At 63.9% G+C, this 14,804-nt stretch carries 19 protein-coding genes and 1 pseudogene; 10 read left to right on the plus strand and 10 right to left on the minus strand.

What is annotated here, in order from left to right:
• Nucleotides 1-22: 22 nt before the first annotated feature.
• On the minus strand, nucleotides 23-826 hold the full coding sequence (gene pdxY / locus Q2941_RS41275) for a pyridoxal kinase (RefSeq protein ID WP_458196097.1): 804 nt from the start codon (nucleotides 824-826) through the stop codon (nucleotides 23-25).
• Nucleotides 827-1,113: 287 nt separating this feature from the next.
• On the opposite strand from pdxY, the gene Q2941_RS41280 reads away from it, so the two are divergent.
• Both Q2941_RS41280 and Q2941_RS41285 read left to right on the plus strand, forming a co-directional pair.
• A complete protein-coding gene (locus Q2941_RS41280) occupies nucleotides 1,114-1,446 on the plus strand; it encodes a GYD domain-containing protein (protein WP_027526791.1) in 333 nt (110 codons plus the stop codon).
• Between the two features lie 514 nt (nucleotides 1,447-1,960).
• Nucleotides 1,961-3,271 (plus strand): hypothetical protein, encoded by a 1,311-nt coding sequence (locus tag Q2941_RS41285; RefSeq protein ID WP_458196109.1) that lies wholly within the window; start codon nucleotides 1,961-1,963, stop codon nucleotides 3,269-3,271.
• Between the two features lie 22 nt (nucleotides 3,272-3,293).
• Here Q2941_RS41285 and Q2941_RS41290 read toward each other — a convergent pair whose 3' ends face one another.
• The 5 genes from Q2941_RS41290 to Q2941_RS41310 all read right to left on the minus strand — a co-directional run bounded on the left by Q2941_RS41290 (nucleotide 3,294) and on the right by Q2941_RS41310 (nucleotide 7,610).
• Nucleotides 3,294-3,674 (minus strand): hypothetical protein, encoded by a 381-nt coding sequence (locus Q2941_RS41290; RefSeq protein ID WP_458196098.1) that lies wholly within the window; start codon nucleotides 3,672-3,674, stop codon nucleotides 3,294-3,296.
• Nucleotides 3,675-3,704: 30 nt separating this feature from the next.
• Nucleotides 3,705-3,896, minus strand: coding sequence for a hypothetical protein (locus Q2941_RS41295; protein WP_156944707.1), 192 nt, complete (start codon nucleotides 3,894-3,896; stop codon nucleotides 3,705-3,707).
• 161 nt (nucleotides 3,897-4,057) lie between these two features.
• Entirely contained in the window at nucleotides 4,058-4,345 is a 288-nt protein-coding gene (locus Q2941_RS41300) for a hypothetical protein (protein WP_027526787.1), read from the minus strand.
• A 145-nt stretch (nucleotides 4,346-4,490) separates the two neighbouring features.
• Nucleotides 4,491-5,456: an SH3 domain-containing protein gene (locus tag Q2941_RS41305; RefSeq protein ID WP_458196099.1), complete on the minus strand. Its 966-nt coding sequence runs from the start codon at nucleotides 5,454-5,456 to the stop codon at nucleotides 4,491-4,493.
• Nucleotides 5,457-5,684: 228 nt separating this feature from the next.
• Nucleotides 5,685-7,610: an FAD-binding monooxygenase gene (locus tag Q2941_RS41310; protein ID WP_458196100.1), complete on the minus strand. Its 1,926-nt coding sequence runs from the start codon at nucleotides 7,608-7,610 to the stop codon at nucleotides 5,685-5,687.
• Nucleotides 7,611-7,726: 116 nt separating this feature from the next.
• On the opposite strand from Q2941_RS41310, the gene Q2941_RS41315 reads away from it, so the two are divergent.
• A complete protein-coding gene (locus Q2941_RS41315) occupies nucleotides 7,727-8,191 on the plus strand; it encodes a MarR family winged helix-turn-helix transcriptional regulator (protein WP_458196101.1) in 465 nt (154 codons plus the stop codon).
• A 6-nt stretch (nucleotides 8,192-8,197) separates the two neighbouring features.
• On the opposite strand, the gene Q2941_RS41320 is transcribed toward Q2941_RS41315, so the two are convergent.
• Complete coding sequence (locus tag Q2941_RS41320; RefSeq protein ID WP_458196102.1) at nucleotides 8,198-8,719, minus strand: DUF1993 domain-containing protein; 522 nt, start codon at nucleotides 8,717-8,719, stop codon at nucleotides 8,198-8,200.
• Nucleotides 8,720-8,894: 175 nt separating this feature from the next.
• On the opposite strand from Q2941_RS41320, the gene Q2941_RS41325 reads away from it, so the two are divergent.
• On the plus strand, nucleotides 8,895-9,326 hold the full coding sequence (locus tag Q2941_RS41325) for a COG4315 family predicted lipoprotein (RefSeq protein ID WP_458196103.1): 432 nt from the start codon (nucleotides 8,895-8,897) through the stop codon (nucleotides 9,324-9,326).
• 16 nt (nucleotides 9,327-9,342) lie between these two features.
• Here the strand turns inward: Q2941_RS41325 and Q2941_RS41330 are convergent, their stop codons facing one another.
• Both Q2941_RS41330 and Q2941_RS41335 read right to left on the minus strand, forming a co-directional pair.
• Complete coding sequence (locus Q2941_RS41330; protein WP_198031888.1) at nucleotides 9,343-9,540, minus strand: hypothetical protein; 198 nt, start codon at nucleotides 9,538-9,540, stop codon at nucleotides 9,343-9,345.
• A gap of 126 nt (nucleotides 9,541-9,666) precedes the next feature.
• On the minus strand, nucleotides 9,667-10,263 hold the full coding sequence (locus tag Q2941_RS41335; RefSeq protein ID WP_198031887.1) for a L,D-transpeptidase: 597 nt from the start codon (nucleotides 10,261-10,263) through the stop codon (nucleotides 9,667-9,669).
• A gap of 322 nt (nucleotides 10,264-10,585) precedes the next feature.
• Here Q2941_RS41335 and Q2941_RS41340 point away from each other — a divergent pair, with 322 nt between their 5' ends.
• The 6 genes from Q2941_RS41340 to Q2941_RS41365 all read left to right on the plus strand — a co-directional run bounded on the left by Q2941_RS41340 (nucleotide 10,586) and on the right by Q2941_RS41365 (nucleotide 14,582).
• The gene (locus Q2941_RS41340; RefSeq protein ID WP_458196104.1) at nucleotides 10,586-11,530 is read left to right on the plus strand and encodes a hypothetical protein; all 945 of its coding nucleotides are present in this window, start codon (nucleotides 10,586-10,588) and stop codon (nucleotides 11,528-11,530) included.
• Nucleotides 11,531-11,622: 92 nt separating this feature from the next.
• The gene (locus Q2941_RS41345; RefSeq protein ID WP_458196105.1) at nucleotides 11,623-11,892 is read left to right on the plus strand and encodes a hypothetical protein; all 270 of its coding nucleotides are present in this window, start codon (nucleotides 11,623-11,625) and stop codon (nucleotides 11,890-11,892) included.
• 343 nt (nucleotides 11,893-12,235) lie between these two features.
• A complete protein-coding gene (locus tag Q2941_RS41350; RefSeq protein WP_458196106.1) occupies nucleotides 12,236-12,472 on the plus strand; it encodes a DUF6894 family protein in 237 nt (78 codons plus the stop codon).
• A gap of 165 nt (nucleotides 12,473-12,637) precedes the next feature.
• The gene (locus Q2941_RS41355) at nucleotides 12,638-13,015 is read left to right on the plus strand and encodes a hypothetical protein (RefSeq protein WP_027526776.1); all 378 of its coding nucleotides are present in this window, start codon (nucleotides 12,638-12,640) and stop codon (nucleotides 13,013-13,015) included.
• Nucleotides 13,016-13,105: 90 nt separating this feature from the next.
• Nucleotides 13,106-14,227: a hypothetical protein gene (locus tag Q2941_RS41360; protein WP_458196107.1), complete on the plus strand. Its 1,122-nt coding sequence runs from the start codon at nucleotides 13,106-13,108 to the stop codon at nucleotides 14,225-14,227.
• A gap of 109 nt (nucleotides 14,228-14,336) precedes the next feature.
• Nucleotides 14,337-14,582 (plus strand): hypothetical protein, encoded by a 246-nt coding sequence (locus Q2941_RS41365; RefSeq protein WP_458196108.1) that lies wholly within the window; start codon nucleotides 14,337-14,339, stop codon nucleotides 14,580-14,582.
• On the opposite strand, the pseudogene Q2941_RS41370 reads toward Q2941_RS41365, so the two are convergent.
• Nucleotides 14,579-14,804, minus strand: a pseudogene (locus Q2941_RS41370) (integrase core domain-containing protein); the annotation flags it as partial. The gene Q2941_RS41365 and the pseudogene Q2941_RS41370 sit on opposite strands and share 4 nt — an antisense overlap.

A 14,804-nucleotide genomic window follows, 5' to 3' on the forward strand; every position in this document is an offset into this window, starting at 1 on the left:
AGATAATGAAATTAGCAGCCACTCAACCTGTCGGCGCAATAAGGCAAAGCTCCTCCGATCCCGTTTGATGCGTGCGCGCGAGCACCGTAAACACATGATCGACCGCCAACCGAACCGCCGTTTCGACCGTCGCCCCCTTCGCAAGCCCCGCCGCCACGAGCCCCGACAGCAGATCTCCCGTCCCGCACGGCCGGATCGGCAGCCGTCCTGTCGCAAAGCGCGATAGTTTTTCGCCCTGGCAGAGGATCGTCTCCACCTGCCCTGCTTGCGTGTCGACGAGCGTGCAACCGGTAGCGATAACGCCTTTCGGGCCGTGCGCCGCGATGGCGGCGCTTGCCGCCAACAGGCTGGATGCATCCTTGACTGCGATCCCTGACAGTTGTTCCAGCTCGAACTGGTTCGGCGTGATGAAGGTCGCGGCTGGCACGAGCCGCTTGCGAATGACATCCAAAATGCCGTCGGCGACATAGACGTTGCCGTCGTCCCCGATCACGGGATCGCAGAGATAGATAAGGTTTGGATTTCGTCGCAGCGCGCGCTCGACGAAATCGGCGATGGCTTTCGCGTTTGCAGTCGAGCCGAGATAACCGGTGAGAAGGACGCTTGCCCGTTCGATCAGGCCACGCTCCTCGACGCCGAGCAGGAGATCGGCCACGAGCTCCGCGTCCAGCACGCGGCCGCGCAGCGTCGGATAGCGCGGGTGGTTCGACAGCAATGTTGTCGGTACCGCCGCGACATCCACGCCCTCCGCCTGCATGGGATAGACGGCGGCCGAATTGCCGACATGGCCGTGAACGACCTGGCTTTGAATGGAGATGACGAGCATGTGCGCGATTTGACTTCGAGGATGGCTGGAGCGACAGCGATACCCGTCAATTGCTCCACCAAGATGATACCTTTCGCAAGGTCTCAACTCCGTGACCTCATGTGCGAGGCGAAGCATTGTGGCGCTCGAAAAAGGGACTATAGTCCCTCCCCGCTGCCACAACGGACGTGCCGAAGTCCGCTTTGCTTTGAGGCAGCTTGCATGCCGTCGGCAGGCTTGATCCTCGCCCCTGCGGGCGCCTTTTTCAAAAAGCTGATTGTGCGCTCATCACCCCAACGGAGGGAACGATGCCACTGTTCATCACCTACGTCTCCTATTCGAATGCAGGCGTGAAGGGACTCGTCGAGAAGCCGTCTGATCGTTCGGAGGTCGTCAACAAGCTGGTCGAGAAGGCAGGCGGCAAGCTGCTCGGCGCGTTCATGACCACCGGCGCGCATGATGCCGTGATCGTCACCGATATGCCCGACGGCTCCGATGCCATTGCGATCGGCATGGCGGCTGCTGCAAGCGGCGCGGTGTCGAAGATCGAAACGGTCCGCGCCTGGAAAATGGGCGAGTTCAAGTCGGTCGCGGAAAAGGCCTCGCGTCTCGCCGCCGTCTACACGCCGCCGGGCAAATAGGAGCCGGCGATCGCGCGCGATGCTGACGCGTTAGCACAATCTGCACATCGTCATGGCCGGGGCGTGTCCCGGCCAAGACGGTTCGCGCTGCATCGCGCGTTAAGGTTTTGCATTAAGCGAAGTCACAATTCCTCATTTACGCGTGCAACAATTTTCCATTAAGCTCCACGCGACCGGGCAGGACGTTTGAGCTCGTGCCGATTTTGAAAAACCCGGGGCTGGCTTTGCGGTACCTACTTTGATTGGCTCTGCGCTTTATGACTTCAAAGGCCGCCGCTGGGCGGCCTTTTTGTGTCTGAAGCATCGTGATCATGCGAGGCTCAGCGACGGCCGGCTGAGACTCTGAGGGAACTGCATGGAACCCGCGCGTGTCCGCCGGGCCACACTCGCGCTGAAAAGCTCTGCCTTCGCCTTTTACGCCATTGCGCCGCCATATCCTCGCCCGAACAATTGCTGCGTCGCATGCTTGGCTGTTGCAATCGGGTTCCGGCAGGAGCCTTTGGAGGCTGGGATGATGAACGATCAACGCTCTCTCATCGTGGCGGTGTCGTGCCCTGCGGCGGTTCTCGCGGGTTCCTTTGCACTGTGGCTTGCCTCGGCTGCTCCGGCGGCAATCGAGAACAGCAGTGCCAACGTCGCTGCGGACTCTTCCACACCAGCTCTCGCCGCGCACACTGAACTTGCCGACGTCCCGCGTGCTGCGAGCGCGAGCGAGCCCGTCGCCGTGATCGACGTGCCGACGATCGCACTGCCGGCGGTGAGCACGACGACCGACGTGGCACCAGCCACGGCCACACCTGAACCAGTCATCAAGCTTGCATCGTCCGATCCCGTGCAAATGCTGCCGGCGGAAAGCTCGCCGCCGCTCGCAAGTTCAAGCACGCCGGAGACTGTCACCACCACACAGGCGCAAGAGCCGACCGTCAAGCTCGCTTCCGCCGATCCGACGGACGTGCTGCCCGCGGACACGCCGCCGCTCGCCGCAGCGAGCGCGGAGCCCGTCGTGACCGACGCGAAAGCAACTACGCGCGAGGGTCCGGATCCGCTCGAAGTCGCCGACGAGTGCCTCGTCGTCGACGTCTGCATCGACCGCTATCTCTGGGCGCTCTATCAGCGCACGCCCAAGGAGGACTCGATCAAGGAGCAGGAGCGGCGCAGCGTCACGATCAAGCGGCGCGGTAGGATGGTGACGGTGACGAGAACCTTCACCAAGCTCGTCGACGAGGATTTCGCCTGGAAGGATCCGAAGGCCGCGGACAAGGCCGGCATGTCGCTGATGGATTACGTGATCGGCGGCATGGACCGCAGCTTCAAGCTCAAGCTGTTCCACGCGCTTCATGCTGCGCAGGCGGCGGGTCTCGAGCCCGGCATCACCAGCGCCTTCCGCGACGACTATCGTCAGTCGATCGCGAGCGGCCTGAAAGCCGCCTCCAACCGGTCGTATCATGGCGGCAGCACGCGTGGCGGTTATGGCCATGGGCTCGCCGCCGATATCGTGAGCGTCAAGGGTGAGAACCGCGCGCAGCGCTGGGTCTCCACCGAATTGCTGTGGAAGTGGGTCGATGCCAACGGCAAGGTGCTCGGAATCGGGCGGCCCTATCTCGACCACGATCCGCCGCATGTTGGCCCGATCGACGGCCAGGAATACGTCTCCCGCCGCGGCGGCGGCTCGACCTCCAAGCAGGCCGCGGCCGAGGCGAAGCCGCACAAGAAGGTTGCTGCGAGGAAGCTCGCGGCCGCACGCGCAGCCAGGCATACCGCCGCGCGGGATGCGCGAGGGAAACATCCGCAGGCTTCGCGTGCCTCCAAAGTGCGCACGAGCTGAGCGGGTAGCCGCGTAGGGCGGTCTACCTCTGCGGAACCGGCGCTGGCGGCCGCAGAGACGACCGCGGCGCACCGGCCGGCTTCGAGGATTTCGCGGCCGCGCGCGGCTTGCCGGCAGGCGGGCTGTCGACGCTCTCGAGGTAAGCTGCCAGCGCCTTCGCCGAATCCGCGCTGCTCGCATAATGGTCCTTCAGGAACCAGTAGAGCGTGAAGCTGAAGCGCCCCTTGGCAAGCCCGCGCGGGCTGCGGTGGCAGCTCGCGCAGCCATCGGCGAACAGTTTTTGCGGCGGCTTGCCCTCGTCGAGATTTTGCGCGCGCGCAACGGTCGCGGTCAGCAGGACGGCTGCGGCCACGGAAAACAGGGGCGCGATCAGCCCACGCCCCGATCGATCAGATGACGTCAAAATTGTCCCCTACCCCAATCGGGCGGCCGGTCAGGCCGCCGGCAACGCCTCGAACTCGGCTGGCGCGTAGGCCTTGCCATCCTGGTCGGTGATCACGACCTGCCAGCCTTCGCTCGCCCACACCCGAGCCTTCGCCACGATCACGAGCCGGCTCTCACGCTCGAACCTATACGTCTCATTGTCGCGTTCTGCGACCATCTTGTAAGCCACAATCGTCCCCATCGCACATCCCTGCACCCGCTTCTCACGTGCCAGCGGGCTTTGGCGGCAATTCGCCGGGAGCATGGCAATTTGGTGCCGTCCAGAGCATCGTGCAGCCTCGCGACCGCCGCCGCGGCGCGCGAAACCCTCAGGTTATGGATGTCGGGCGCGCTGGGCGGCGGTCAATGCACGCGAATGATGTGCGGCCGGCCGAGGTCGATCAATCCTTGCACCGCCGAGAGGCGGTCTTCCAATGCTGCAATCGTCACAAGCAAATTATTACGCCGCTCGTCCAAGATGCCTTTTTCGGCGTCGGACAATTTCGTCCGCGTCCGCTGCTGGTCGAGATCGAGAAGCGAACCGCGATAGCCGGCGATCACGCGGGCAAGCTGCTTCGCCTCCTTCGACATCGATTTCATCGCGACATTTTGCCGGCGCGTCTCCGACTGGCCTTGCTGTCTCATCGTCATCCTCCCGCAAGCCCCTTGCCCCGAGTGGACGAGCGAATCATCCGGTGAAGTTGTTACGTTCGATGAAATCTACCTCTGCGTAATTGCCTCAAATTGTGCACGCCGGAAAGAAAAAGCCCGGCTCTTGGCCGGGCTTTCGCTCTATTTAGTGCCGTTCGCGGCCCGGAGGGCCTCCGGCCGGCGCTCCGCCGCCATGCGGCGCGGCGTTGATATGGGGGGCACCGCCACCACCGCCGACATGGGGCGTCGCGGGTGCAGCCGCGCGCGGAGCCGGCATCTGCGCATGCGCGTTCATCGGCGCGCCGTGACTGATATTGGGTTGCGCGACGTGCGGCATCGCGGGACGTGCCGCGGGGGCCGCCGAGACGCGCGGCGCCTCGTGGCCGCGTGCGATTTGCGGCTGCGGACGTGCCATCGGCTGCACGCGGGCGGCGGCACGCGCGTTCTCATGGGCAGCGGCGCGCGCATTCTCATGCGTCGCACGCACCGCGTTCTCACGCGTCATCCGCGCCTGTGCGTCCGCTGGGCGGCCGCGGATCTCGCGTGCCTGCGATTGCTCGCGCGTCACACGAGCTTGAGACTGCTCGCGCGTTACGCGCCCGGCTTCGCCTGCACGGGTCCGACCTTCGACGCCGATCGCGGCGTCACGCGTCGCGGCACGGCCGATGCGCGCGGCCCGCGGATCAAGCGTCAACCGCGTCACGTCGCGCTCGTGCGAGGTCCAATAGTTCGCCCAGTAGTCGCGGCGGTGATACCAGGGTCGGCCGGCGTAATAGCTCGACCAGTACGAGCTCAGCACGAACGGCACCACGGGAACGTCGATCTCGTCGACATAGTCGGGCAGATAGACGTAGTGGTTGCGGTAGAGATATTCGAGATATTGCGATGACACCCAGCCGCGGTCATCCGACCAGCTCACGTCGCACCAGGCATTGCCTCGCAGGCAGCCGTGAATGTTGACGCGTGCCCCACCGGGAATACGGTCGACCATCGGAAAGCCGGGCCCCGGCCCTGCCCTCAATCCGACGGACGCAGTGACGATGCCAGGCGCCGCAAGCGCGGCGGTCGGCGCGAGCAGCATGGCTGCAGCAAAAAAAAGTCTAAGCTTCATGGCGTGATCCTCCTCGTACGAGCAGGAACGTCCGAACGGAACGAGCGTTCCGCGTCATCGCGTCGAACTAGCCAAAAGACCGTTGGCGGACGGGTTCAATATTCATCCGCCATTCATCACACGCTCTTTGAAGCGTAGCCCGGATGGCGCGAAGCGTAATCGGGGTATCGTCCCGCGGGCTCTAATCCCGGATTGCGCTTTGCTCCATCCGGGCTACGATTTCCTCGCTCAATTCACCTGCAACATGAAGCCGTCGAAGAACGCCGCCAGCTCTGCGTAGGCATCGAGCGGCAGCACATGTGCGACGTATTGATCCGGCCGCACCACGACCATGCATCCCGCATTGCGATCGATGCCGCGCATCGCAAAGATGTCGTGACCGCCCTTGAGATCGGGGCAGAACATCTTTTCGTAGTCGCGAAGTCCGTAACGTCCTTTCGCTGGCAGAAGCAGTGACGGCATCGCGGCGATGGCGAGCTCGCGATGATCCTGCTGGAACACCGCCCGCAAATCGATCACCGAATCGATATCCGCATCCCCAGGCGTATAGCGCCGCACCGGGGAATCCCGTCCCTGGCTCAGGAAATTGCAGAGCGCGGCAATTCCGCCCTCGCCCGCCGAGGGGTTGCCCGCACCCGCAAAGGCAAAAATGCGCCAGCGGCCGTCCGCCCTGGCGACGTGGCCGAGGTGAACGGGTTTTGCATCGGCAAGGCGGATGACCGGCCCAGAGTGAAAGCGCTTGCCGATCACGAGACCGCTGGCCAGATGCTGATGTGTGGTGTTGCCGGTGAGAAGGGCCGGCCGATAATGCGTCGCCGTGCCTGCGGTGTAGCGTCCGTGGCGGACAAAATAGTCCTGAGTCTTGGCCGCATCCGCAGCCTTGCCGTCGCCCTTGGCCGAGGCCAGGATCGTCGCCCATTCGCGATCGAACTCGATCAGCTCTTTGGCCACTGCCTGGCGTTCGGCCGAATAGCTGTGCAGAAGGCGCGGCGCGCACTGCTTGCGCAGCACTGCGGCGAGCTTCCAGCCCAGATTGAAAGCGTCCTGCATCGAGACGTTCATGCCTTGCCCCGCCTTCGGGCTGTGCGTGTGGCAGGCGTCGCCGGCGATGAAGACGCGCGGCAGTCGCATCGCGATCTCCGCCTCCGGCACGTCGTCGAACTTGTCTGTCAGGCGCTGACCGATCTCGTAGACCGACCACCAGGCGATTTCCTTCACATCGAGCGTGTAGGGATTCAGAATGCGGCGCGCCTTCGCGATCAAATCGTCGGAGGTGATGTTGCGGCTCGCAACACGCTCGCCAATGTCGAGCGTCGTCAGCTCGACATAGAGGCGGACGAGATAGCCGCCCTCGCGCGGGATGATGATGATGCTGCCGTCATTGGCCGACTGAATCAGCGCCTTGAAACGGATGTCGGGAAAGTCGGTCACCGCGAGCACGTCCATCACGCCCCAGGCGTGGTTGGCGGAATCGCCATGCAGCTCACGGCCGATGGATTTGCGCACGGTGGAGCGCGCACCATCGCAACCGACGACATAGCGCGCCTTCACGGTTTCGATCTCGCCCTGATGGCCGGGATCAACGCGCTCCAGCCTCACCGTCACCGCGCGTTCCTCGAAGCGCGCCGCGGGATCGACATGGAGATCCATCAGACGCCGCGCGTAATGCGGCTCGAGCTTGGCGGGCGACTTGCGCATGACGTCGAGAAAGCCGTCATGCACGCGCGCCTGGTTCAGGATGACATGCGGAAATTCGGACAGCCCGTCCTCGACGTCCTGCACCCGGCCGCTGCGCACGATGTTTGCGCTGTGCTTGTCGTCGGGCTTCCAGAACGTCGTCTCGTTGACCCAATAGGCCTCCTTCAGCACCCGCTCGGCAAAGCCATAGGCGTGGAACATTTCCATGGTGCGGCAGGCAACGCCGTCGGCCTGGCCGACGAGAAGCCGGCCGGGCTTCTGCTCGACGATGCAGGTCTTGACGTCGGGAAACGCGGCGAGCTGCGCCGCTAGCGTGAGGCCGGCCGGACCGCAACCGACGATCAAAACGTCGACCTGGTCCGGAACGGAGCCGGTCGCACCGGAGGCTTGAATGCGCTCTGCGGGGTCGGCGATATCGGGGTCGCCGGGCAAAAATCCATTGAGATGGAACTGCATGAGACCTGCTCCTCCCCTCTTTCGGGCTTGCTGTCGGCGTTAGCCCCTTCTTCAATATTGATCAGTATACTGACCATCAGTATACTCGTCAACACCCTCTATCCGAGGAGCGCCCGGTGAAAGACAACAACGACATGCCCGGCCATCTGGCCCGTCGCTTTCAGCAGATTGCAGTGGCGGTGTTCCTCGCCGAGGTGGAGGACGCGGGGTTCGATCTCACGCCCGTACAATATGCGGCGCTCGCGACCATCAAGGCCAATCCCGGGCTCGACCAGGTGACGTTGGCAGGCCTGATCGCCTACGACCGCACGACCATCACCGGTGTGATCGATCGCCTCGTGCAGAAGGGCCTCATCGAGCGTCGCGCCAGCAGCCGCGACCGGCGCGCTCGCGAACTCGAGATCACCGACGAAGGACGCAAGACGCTGCGCGCCATCACGCCGGCAGTCGAGGCGGCGCAGCGGATCATGCTGCGCGGCCTGACGGACAAGGAGGCCAATGAATTGATGCGGCTCTTGCGCAAGGCGATCGCCGCGGGCAACGATCTCAGCCGCGCTCCGCTGCGCGAGGCGCCGACGTGAGCGCGCTCACGTCTTCAGCTTCAGCCGGCCCATGAAATCGCGCTTGCCCAGCGGCGCTCCCTTGTGGCGGAGGATGGCGTAGGTCGTGGTCGCATGGAAAAAGAAGTTCGGCAGCGAGAACGACATCAGAAAACCCTCCGCGGTGAACGGCAGCGTGCGGTCACCGACCTTGAAGGTGACATCGCGGCCGATCAGAGCATCGACGGCCTCGGGTGTCAGAGCGGAGATCTCGTTGCGTGCTTCGGTCACCAGCGCCTGAAGCGCGGCGTAGTCGAGATCGGGCTTGATGCTAGGCGGGACGAACACCCCGTCCCTCGCCGCTGCGAGCGCGCCGCGCGAATGATGCGCGACCGAAATCACCTGGGCGCGCAGCGGCCACATGTCCGGCGCAAGGCGCGTCTCCACGACCTCGGCCGGATCGATGCCCTTCTCCTTGAAATGGACAAGGCTCTTGTCGAGGAAGCCGCCGACCGCACCCAAAATCTGGAGATAGTTGGCAACCGTTGCGTCGTAGAGCGAAAAGGCCATGGCGTAACTCCCCACTTGGATATCGCGTGCGATAGAGTTCCCGCAAATCCTCGCCGATTGCAACCGGTGCCCAAATTTGTCGCAACGCGGCGAAACCTGGAACTAACTTTCGGCTGCTACCGTCGCCCCCATTCTGCGCTTAACGCGTGCTTAACTTTGCGATCGGGGGCCTTGGATGTTCAGGTTCGTCATGGCGGCCGTAGCCGCACTGCTCTTTTCCGGGCAGGCGCTCGCCAACGGACACGGCTCGGATGCTCCGCCGCCGCCAAAGCCCGACGCCACGACCGCGCCTGCGCGCGTGATCCTGACCAAGCAAGGGCCAAAGCTGGTCGATCTCAAGGGTATGACCCTTTATTATTATGAGCGTGACACCAGCGGCAAGACGTCGAATTGCGACGGCAAATGCACCCAGAGCTGGACGCCGCTGTCAGCGCCCACCGACGCCAAGGCGGTCGGCGACTTCACCGTGGTCACCCGCAATGACGGCAGCAAGATGTGGGCCTACCGCTATCGCCCGCTCTATACGTCTCCCGCCGACAAGGAGCCCGGCGACACCAATGGCAACGCCACGACCTTGCAATGGCGGATTGCCCGGCCCGACGAATAGCAGGACCGCTCGAATCTCAGTGCCTCAGGCTGCTCGCGACCTTTACATGCGCCACGGAATCGACGGCGGCGTAGTTCACCTCCGGATTCCAATGCAGCGCCGCGTACAGGATCATTCCCGCGAGGATTGAGGCGTAGAAGCCGACACTGGCCCACCGCCATTTTCGCGCAATGCGGCGGTCGTCATCTTTCAATTGATGAAAGAATTTCTGCATGGTGCCTCCCATGGCAGCTAGCCCGTGAGGCATAGCGCGCATGCAGCAAATCCGCTGTGCGGCAGTTCACGTTTTGCAGTTCCATAGCGCCACGCGCAGAGGTGATTTCGCCTCTGCGGTTATTCGCTACCCGCGCAAGCCATCTGCCGCCCCGAACTGCGCTGTCCGTCCCGGCGGCAGCACTACCACGGTCGACCCCATCTTCACCCGGTCGTAGAGATCGATCACATCCTCATTGCGCATCCGGATGCAGCCGGACGAGATCGCCTGGCCGATATATTCAGGCTGGTTGGTGCCGTGGATGCGGTAGAGCGTGTCCTTGTTTCCGGCGTAGAGGTAAAGCGCCCGCGCGCCGAGCGGATTGGCTGCGCCACCGGGAACGCGCGAAGGATAAGGCCCCAGCCTCTCCTGGATCTCCGGCGTCGGGATCCAGTCCGGCCACGCGGCCATTTTGCCAACCCGCGCCACCCCGGAGAATGCCATCGCTTCCTCGCCGACGGCGACGCCGTAGCGGATCGCCTTTCCGTCCGGCAGGACGTAGTAGAGATAGCGCGCGTCGGTATCGACCAGGATCGTGCCCGGCTGCTCCTTGCGCGAATAGTCGACGATGTGGCGGAGATATTGTTCGGGCACGCTCGCCTGCGCGTAGGGCGTATGCGCCAGCAACTGCCGGTCGCGCGGCGTCATGCTCGCGTTGTTGGACGGCGACAGTGTCGCCTGCATGCAACCGCCCAGTGGCAGCAACGCGGCTACCAGTATTGCGATAGAGGATTTTTGCACAGCCTGCCCCAGGTTGCGCCCCCAACCATAGACATCTGCTGCCCAAATCGTGCTGAAAAAATGGCAGCACCGCGGGAAAATTGACAAGTGTACGGGAGCGAGGGTTCCGCCGGCATGTCCGGCAAGGGGCGGCCCCACACTCTCCTTCCCGGCGCCTTGCTTTCGTCAAACCCGGCTGGACTCGTGCGCACTGGGGGCGGAGGACCGACTGATCTCGTTCAATCGGCTCGCGCAAATGCGGACGACCAAGGTTTAAGGAGCCTCGATGCTCGCGACGCTGAACAGCAAGCAAATCGTCGATGAAATCGTCAAGGACACGACGAAGGATAACGATCCACACGACGCGCTCGATATCGCACCCGAGATCGTCCTCGCCTCGCGCCCGGACAAGGCCGCGCCCACGCTCGTGCCTGACAGCGCACTACGTCCGGAGCCGAAGATCAATCTGGTGACGGAGGCTCCCGCTGCGGCGCTGTCGGTCGACACCGCAGTTCGCGCAGCGGCCGGCGACATCAGACGCAAGCGCTCGTCGGTCGGCAGATGGCTCAGGGGCGCGTTCGTCACCCTGCTGTTCGCCGCAGGCAGCGCCGCCGCCACCGTCGCCTGGCAGACTCACGGTGATACCGCGAAAGCGATGGTCGCCGCATGGATGCCGGCCCTGGTCGCTTCGCCGTCGCAGGCAACGCCGCCGGTGACGGAGCAGCCTGCGTCAACCGAGCAGCAAGCCACCACGGCTGATCAACCCGCCGAGCAACCGGCAACTCCGGCTCAGGCGCAGGACAACAGCAACACGAGCGCACCGGCGACCGCGTCCGACGCGCCGCAGTCGCTCCAGTCGATGACGCGCGATCTCGCCGCGATGACGCAGCAGATCGAGCAGCTCAAGGCCAACATCGCCGAACTGAAAGCAAGCCAGGAGCAGATGGCACGCGAGATCGCGAAGGCCTCCGCACCGCCGAGACCGGCTGAGGCCAGGATTGCCGATCCACGCGCGAAGCTCTCTGCTCTGCCGCCGCGGCCGCCCGCGCCGCCTGTGCGCAAACCCAGGCCCGTGGCCGCCGCCCCGGCCTATGCACCGACTTACGCGCCGGCGCCGATCGCACCTCCGCCGCAAGCTGCTGCCGTTCCGCCGCCGCCACCGCCTGCTTCCGCTTCGCAGCTCGCTGATGACGACGGACCTGTGGTGCGCCCGCCGATGCCGGTGCACTAGTCTCAGGCTCGTGAACCCTTCGGCGGCACAGCGAGACCAAGGCAGAGGACCGGTTCGCTCACCGACCGGACATGCGCCTCGGGCTGACCACCATGCTGACGATCAGACGCTTCATTTCGAATCTATGGCTGGCGGCAACCCCGCTGGTCATTCTGTTCGCGATCGTCGGACTGTTTGCGCTGATCGGACTGGCAAGCTGGATCATTTCAGCGATCGCAGGGCCGCAGGCCGCGGACAACTTCGTCGCCAACGTCATGACGCTGTTCGGCATGCTGGTGCTGTTCGCACCGCTTGCGATTATGATCTACGCGCTCGTCTCGCTCGTGCGCTGGCTCACGCGAAGCAGAGGTGACGCTGTCTGAGTCGTCGTGAGACATTGAGTCCGGGCGACTACGGTAGCGGGGATTTGTGCTTGTGCACGGAAAGAGAAAAGGCCGTCGGGATCTATGCCGCCGGCCTTCTCTTGCAACTGCCGGTTCCCGGAGCCCGGTTCTGCTACAATTTCATGCTGCGAGCATGACGCGCGCATACTTAATAAAATCTTAACGACCTCGCGCGCTGCACATGATTTTTGCGTCATACGCACAGAGATTACGCGGACGCTTCGTTCGGGAGAGATCGACTCAGTGATATGATCTCTGACGTGAGACTCATCGCAGGACTTGAGAATTCAGGACTTGATTAGTCAAGACTTGGGGACCTCAGATGCCTTACTACTACTTCGATCTCGTGGTTGGTGAAGAGTTCAAGAACCAGGGCAGTATTATCCTCGAAGACCTCGAGGTCGCCTCCGATCGCGCTGAACAACTGGCCAACGAGTTGTCGCAGGTGAATCCTGATCTTCAGCACAGGGGCTGCGCCGTGCGCGTCACCGACCGCGATCACAACGAGGTCTATCGTACGCCGCTCGATCCCGTTCCGAGCTGGCAACGGTCCGGTTAGCTCGTCACGCACCGCCATCCCGAATTTGCTATCGCATGACGGGGCGGCATTCCTCGTGTGTGGCGTCCTGACCTGACGGCCCGCACCAGCGCGCGCGATCTTCCACCCCCATTGCGCAGCGGGACGCCGGACGCTAGCCTCCCAAAAAAACGGGAGGACATTGGAATGCGCTATGGTTGGTTGATCGCGGGCTTGATGCTGATTGCTGCACCCGCCCAGGCCACGCCGCGGTCGGTTTATGTGACGATGGTCCTGCAGGCCTTCGCCGCCAAGGTCGAATGCCCCGGCACCGATCTCGTCTATCAGGACCTGGTGAAGCGAGCGCAGGACATGCAACTGCCCGACGGCACGACCGAAAAAGTGCGCAAGGCCATCGCCTTTATGCACACCGGCGGCAAGATGGGCGAGAAGCAGGACGATGACCTGATGGCCGAGGTTGCGGTCGCAACCCAATCGACCGATCTCGACCAGCGTCGGCTCGGGATGAGCGGCTGGTGCGAAGCCCAGAAGACCAACCTCGCCGGGCTCATTCACGCCAAATGACGGTCCCGCAGCCCATCCTGCGCCCCCGGTGAACCTCAGCTCCCTCCTTCGCGTCCAACCCCTCAAGCTCAGGAAAACGCGAGAGGGGCCATGCCTCGGGGACATACGCATTGGAAGCGCTGGACGGCGGCGCTTGCGGCGCTCATCGCCGCAACATTGCCCGCCTGCGCGGCGACGGCGGACAAGCCCGTTGCGGGGCAGCAGGTGCGCTTTCCGCGAGGCGCCTGGAGCGCCGTGCCCCAGGTCGGGCCGGACGGCAAGGTGAGGCAATGCGTGCTGGTCGCGCCGAGGCAGCGCATCGAGGCGGGCGGCAAGGTCGATACCCGCTTCGTGCTCAACATCAGCCGCGGCTCGGGCTTCGTGATCTCGATGATGGATGACGGAATGCCCACCGAGCAGGTGCTGGACGACCAGGCCGAGATCGTGATCGATAATCGCGGCTTTCCGGCGGTCGGCTTCCCGGTCGGCCCCGTATTCGCGCTCCATCCCGGCGATACCGACGGCGCGCTCACGGCGCTTGGCAAAGCCAGCGCCGTGACACTGCGCTCGCAAGGCGCCGGTGTCGATTCCGGCGCGATCGCGCTCAACCTGCCTGCGGACGCGCTTGCCTGGCTGAAGCTGTGCAGCAAGACCTTCGATATCGCAATCGACAGGCCGACCGATCCCAACACGCCGGAGATACCCGCGCCGCGGGCGCGCTCGCCGAAGATCGCCGTGATGCAGCCGACGCCGGCCGGCCCGCCCGGCATCGAGGACAAGCAGAAGATCGAGGGCTGGGACGCCTCCGAGCTCCGCAACCGCGACGGCGCGATCATCATCTGCCTCATCCGCCGTCACTATGTCGGCGGCACGGACACGCCATCGCGCCGCCTCGGAACTTTCCTGATGGTGAGCCGCACGAAGGGCCTGACCATGATGCTGAAGGATTCCAAGCTCAACCTGCCGGAAGGCCAGGCCATCGAGGCGACGCTGAAGGTCGGCAACGCGCCGTTCGGCGACTTCTCCGCGCAGGTCCAGGGGCCCGACGAGATCGGCATCTTCCCGCAGCACGGCGCCGCGCTTGCGGCGGCGATCGAGAAGGACTCGAGCCTTATTGTCAGGGCCAAGACGGTCGAGGACAGTTACGGATTCTCGGTGCAGCCCGGCATCATCGGCTGGCTGCGCGCCTGCGCCCGCCGCAACGACATCGCCATCGAGCCCGCGGGACACTGAGGCGTTCGTGCGCAAACGTTAGCCATGCCGCGATGGAACCGGTGGCATTGGCCAACAATCGTCACAATCCTCGCAAGCATGCAGGCGGCTTCGTCAAGGAGACCCCAAAATGCGGATTGCCCACATTCTGCTTGCAGGTGTGCTCGCAGGCGCGTTGACCGCGCCCGTGCTCGCCAGGAATTCCAATAACCAGCCCGCTGAAGACAAATCGGCAGCGTCAACCTGCAGCGCCTATCAGCAGGCGCCGGACGGTTGGTGGACACAGCTTGCCTGCAAGGAGACCGGCGAGCGCAACAACCAGGCGCAGACGCAGCACAAGCCGCCGGCGCCGGGCACTGAACCGGACGCGCACTAGATGTGGAGCCTCAAGAGGTTGTCCTCGGTTAGACCGAGTCGGCTGATTGGTGTTTGAGATTTTATACCCCCTGGGGTCGGTGCCAGTTGTATTGATGCAGCCAGATTGGCAGCTCCTGGGCGCGCCGATCTGAGGTCGGATAGGTTCGGGCATAGGCCCATTCCCGAAGCGCTGTCTGAATGAAGCGCTCGGCCTTGCCATTTGTTCTCGGCGTATATGGCT

The organism is Bradyrhizobium sp. UFLA05-153, from assembly GCF_054185185.1.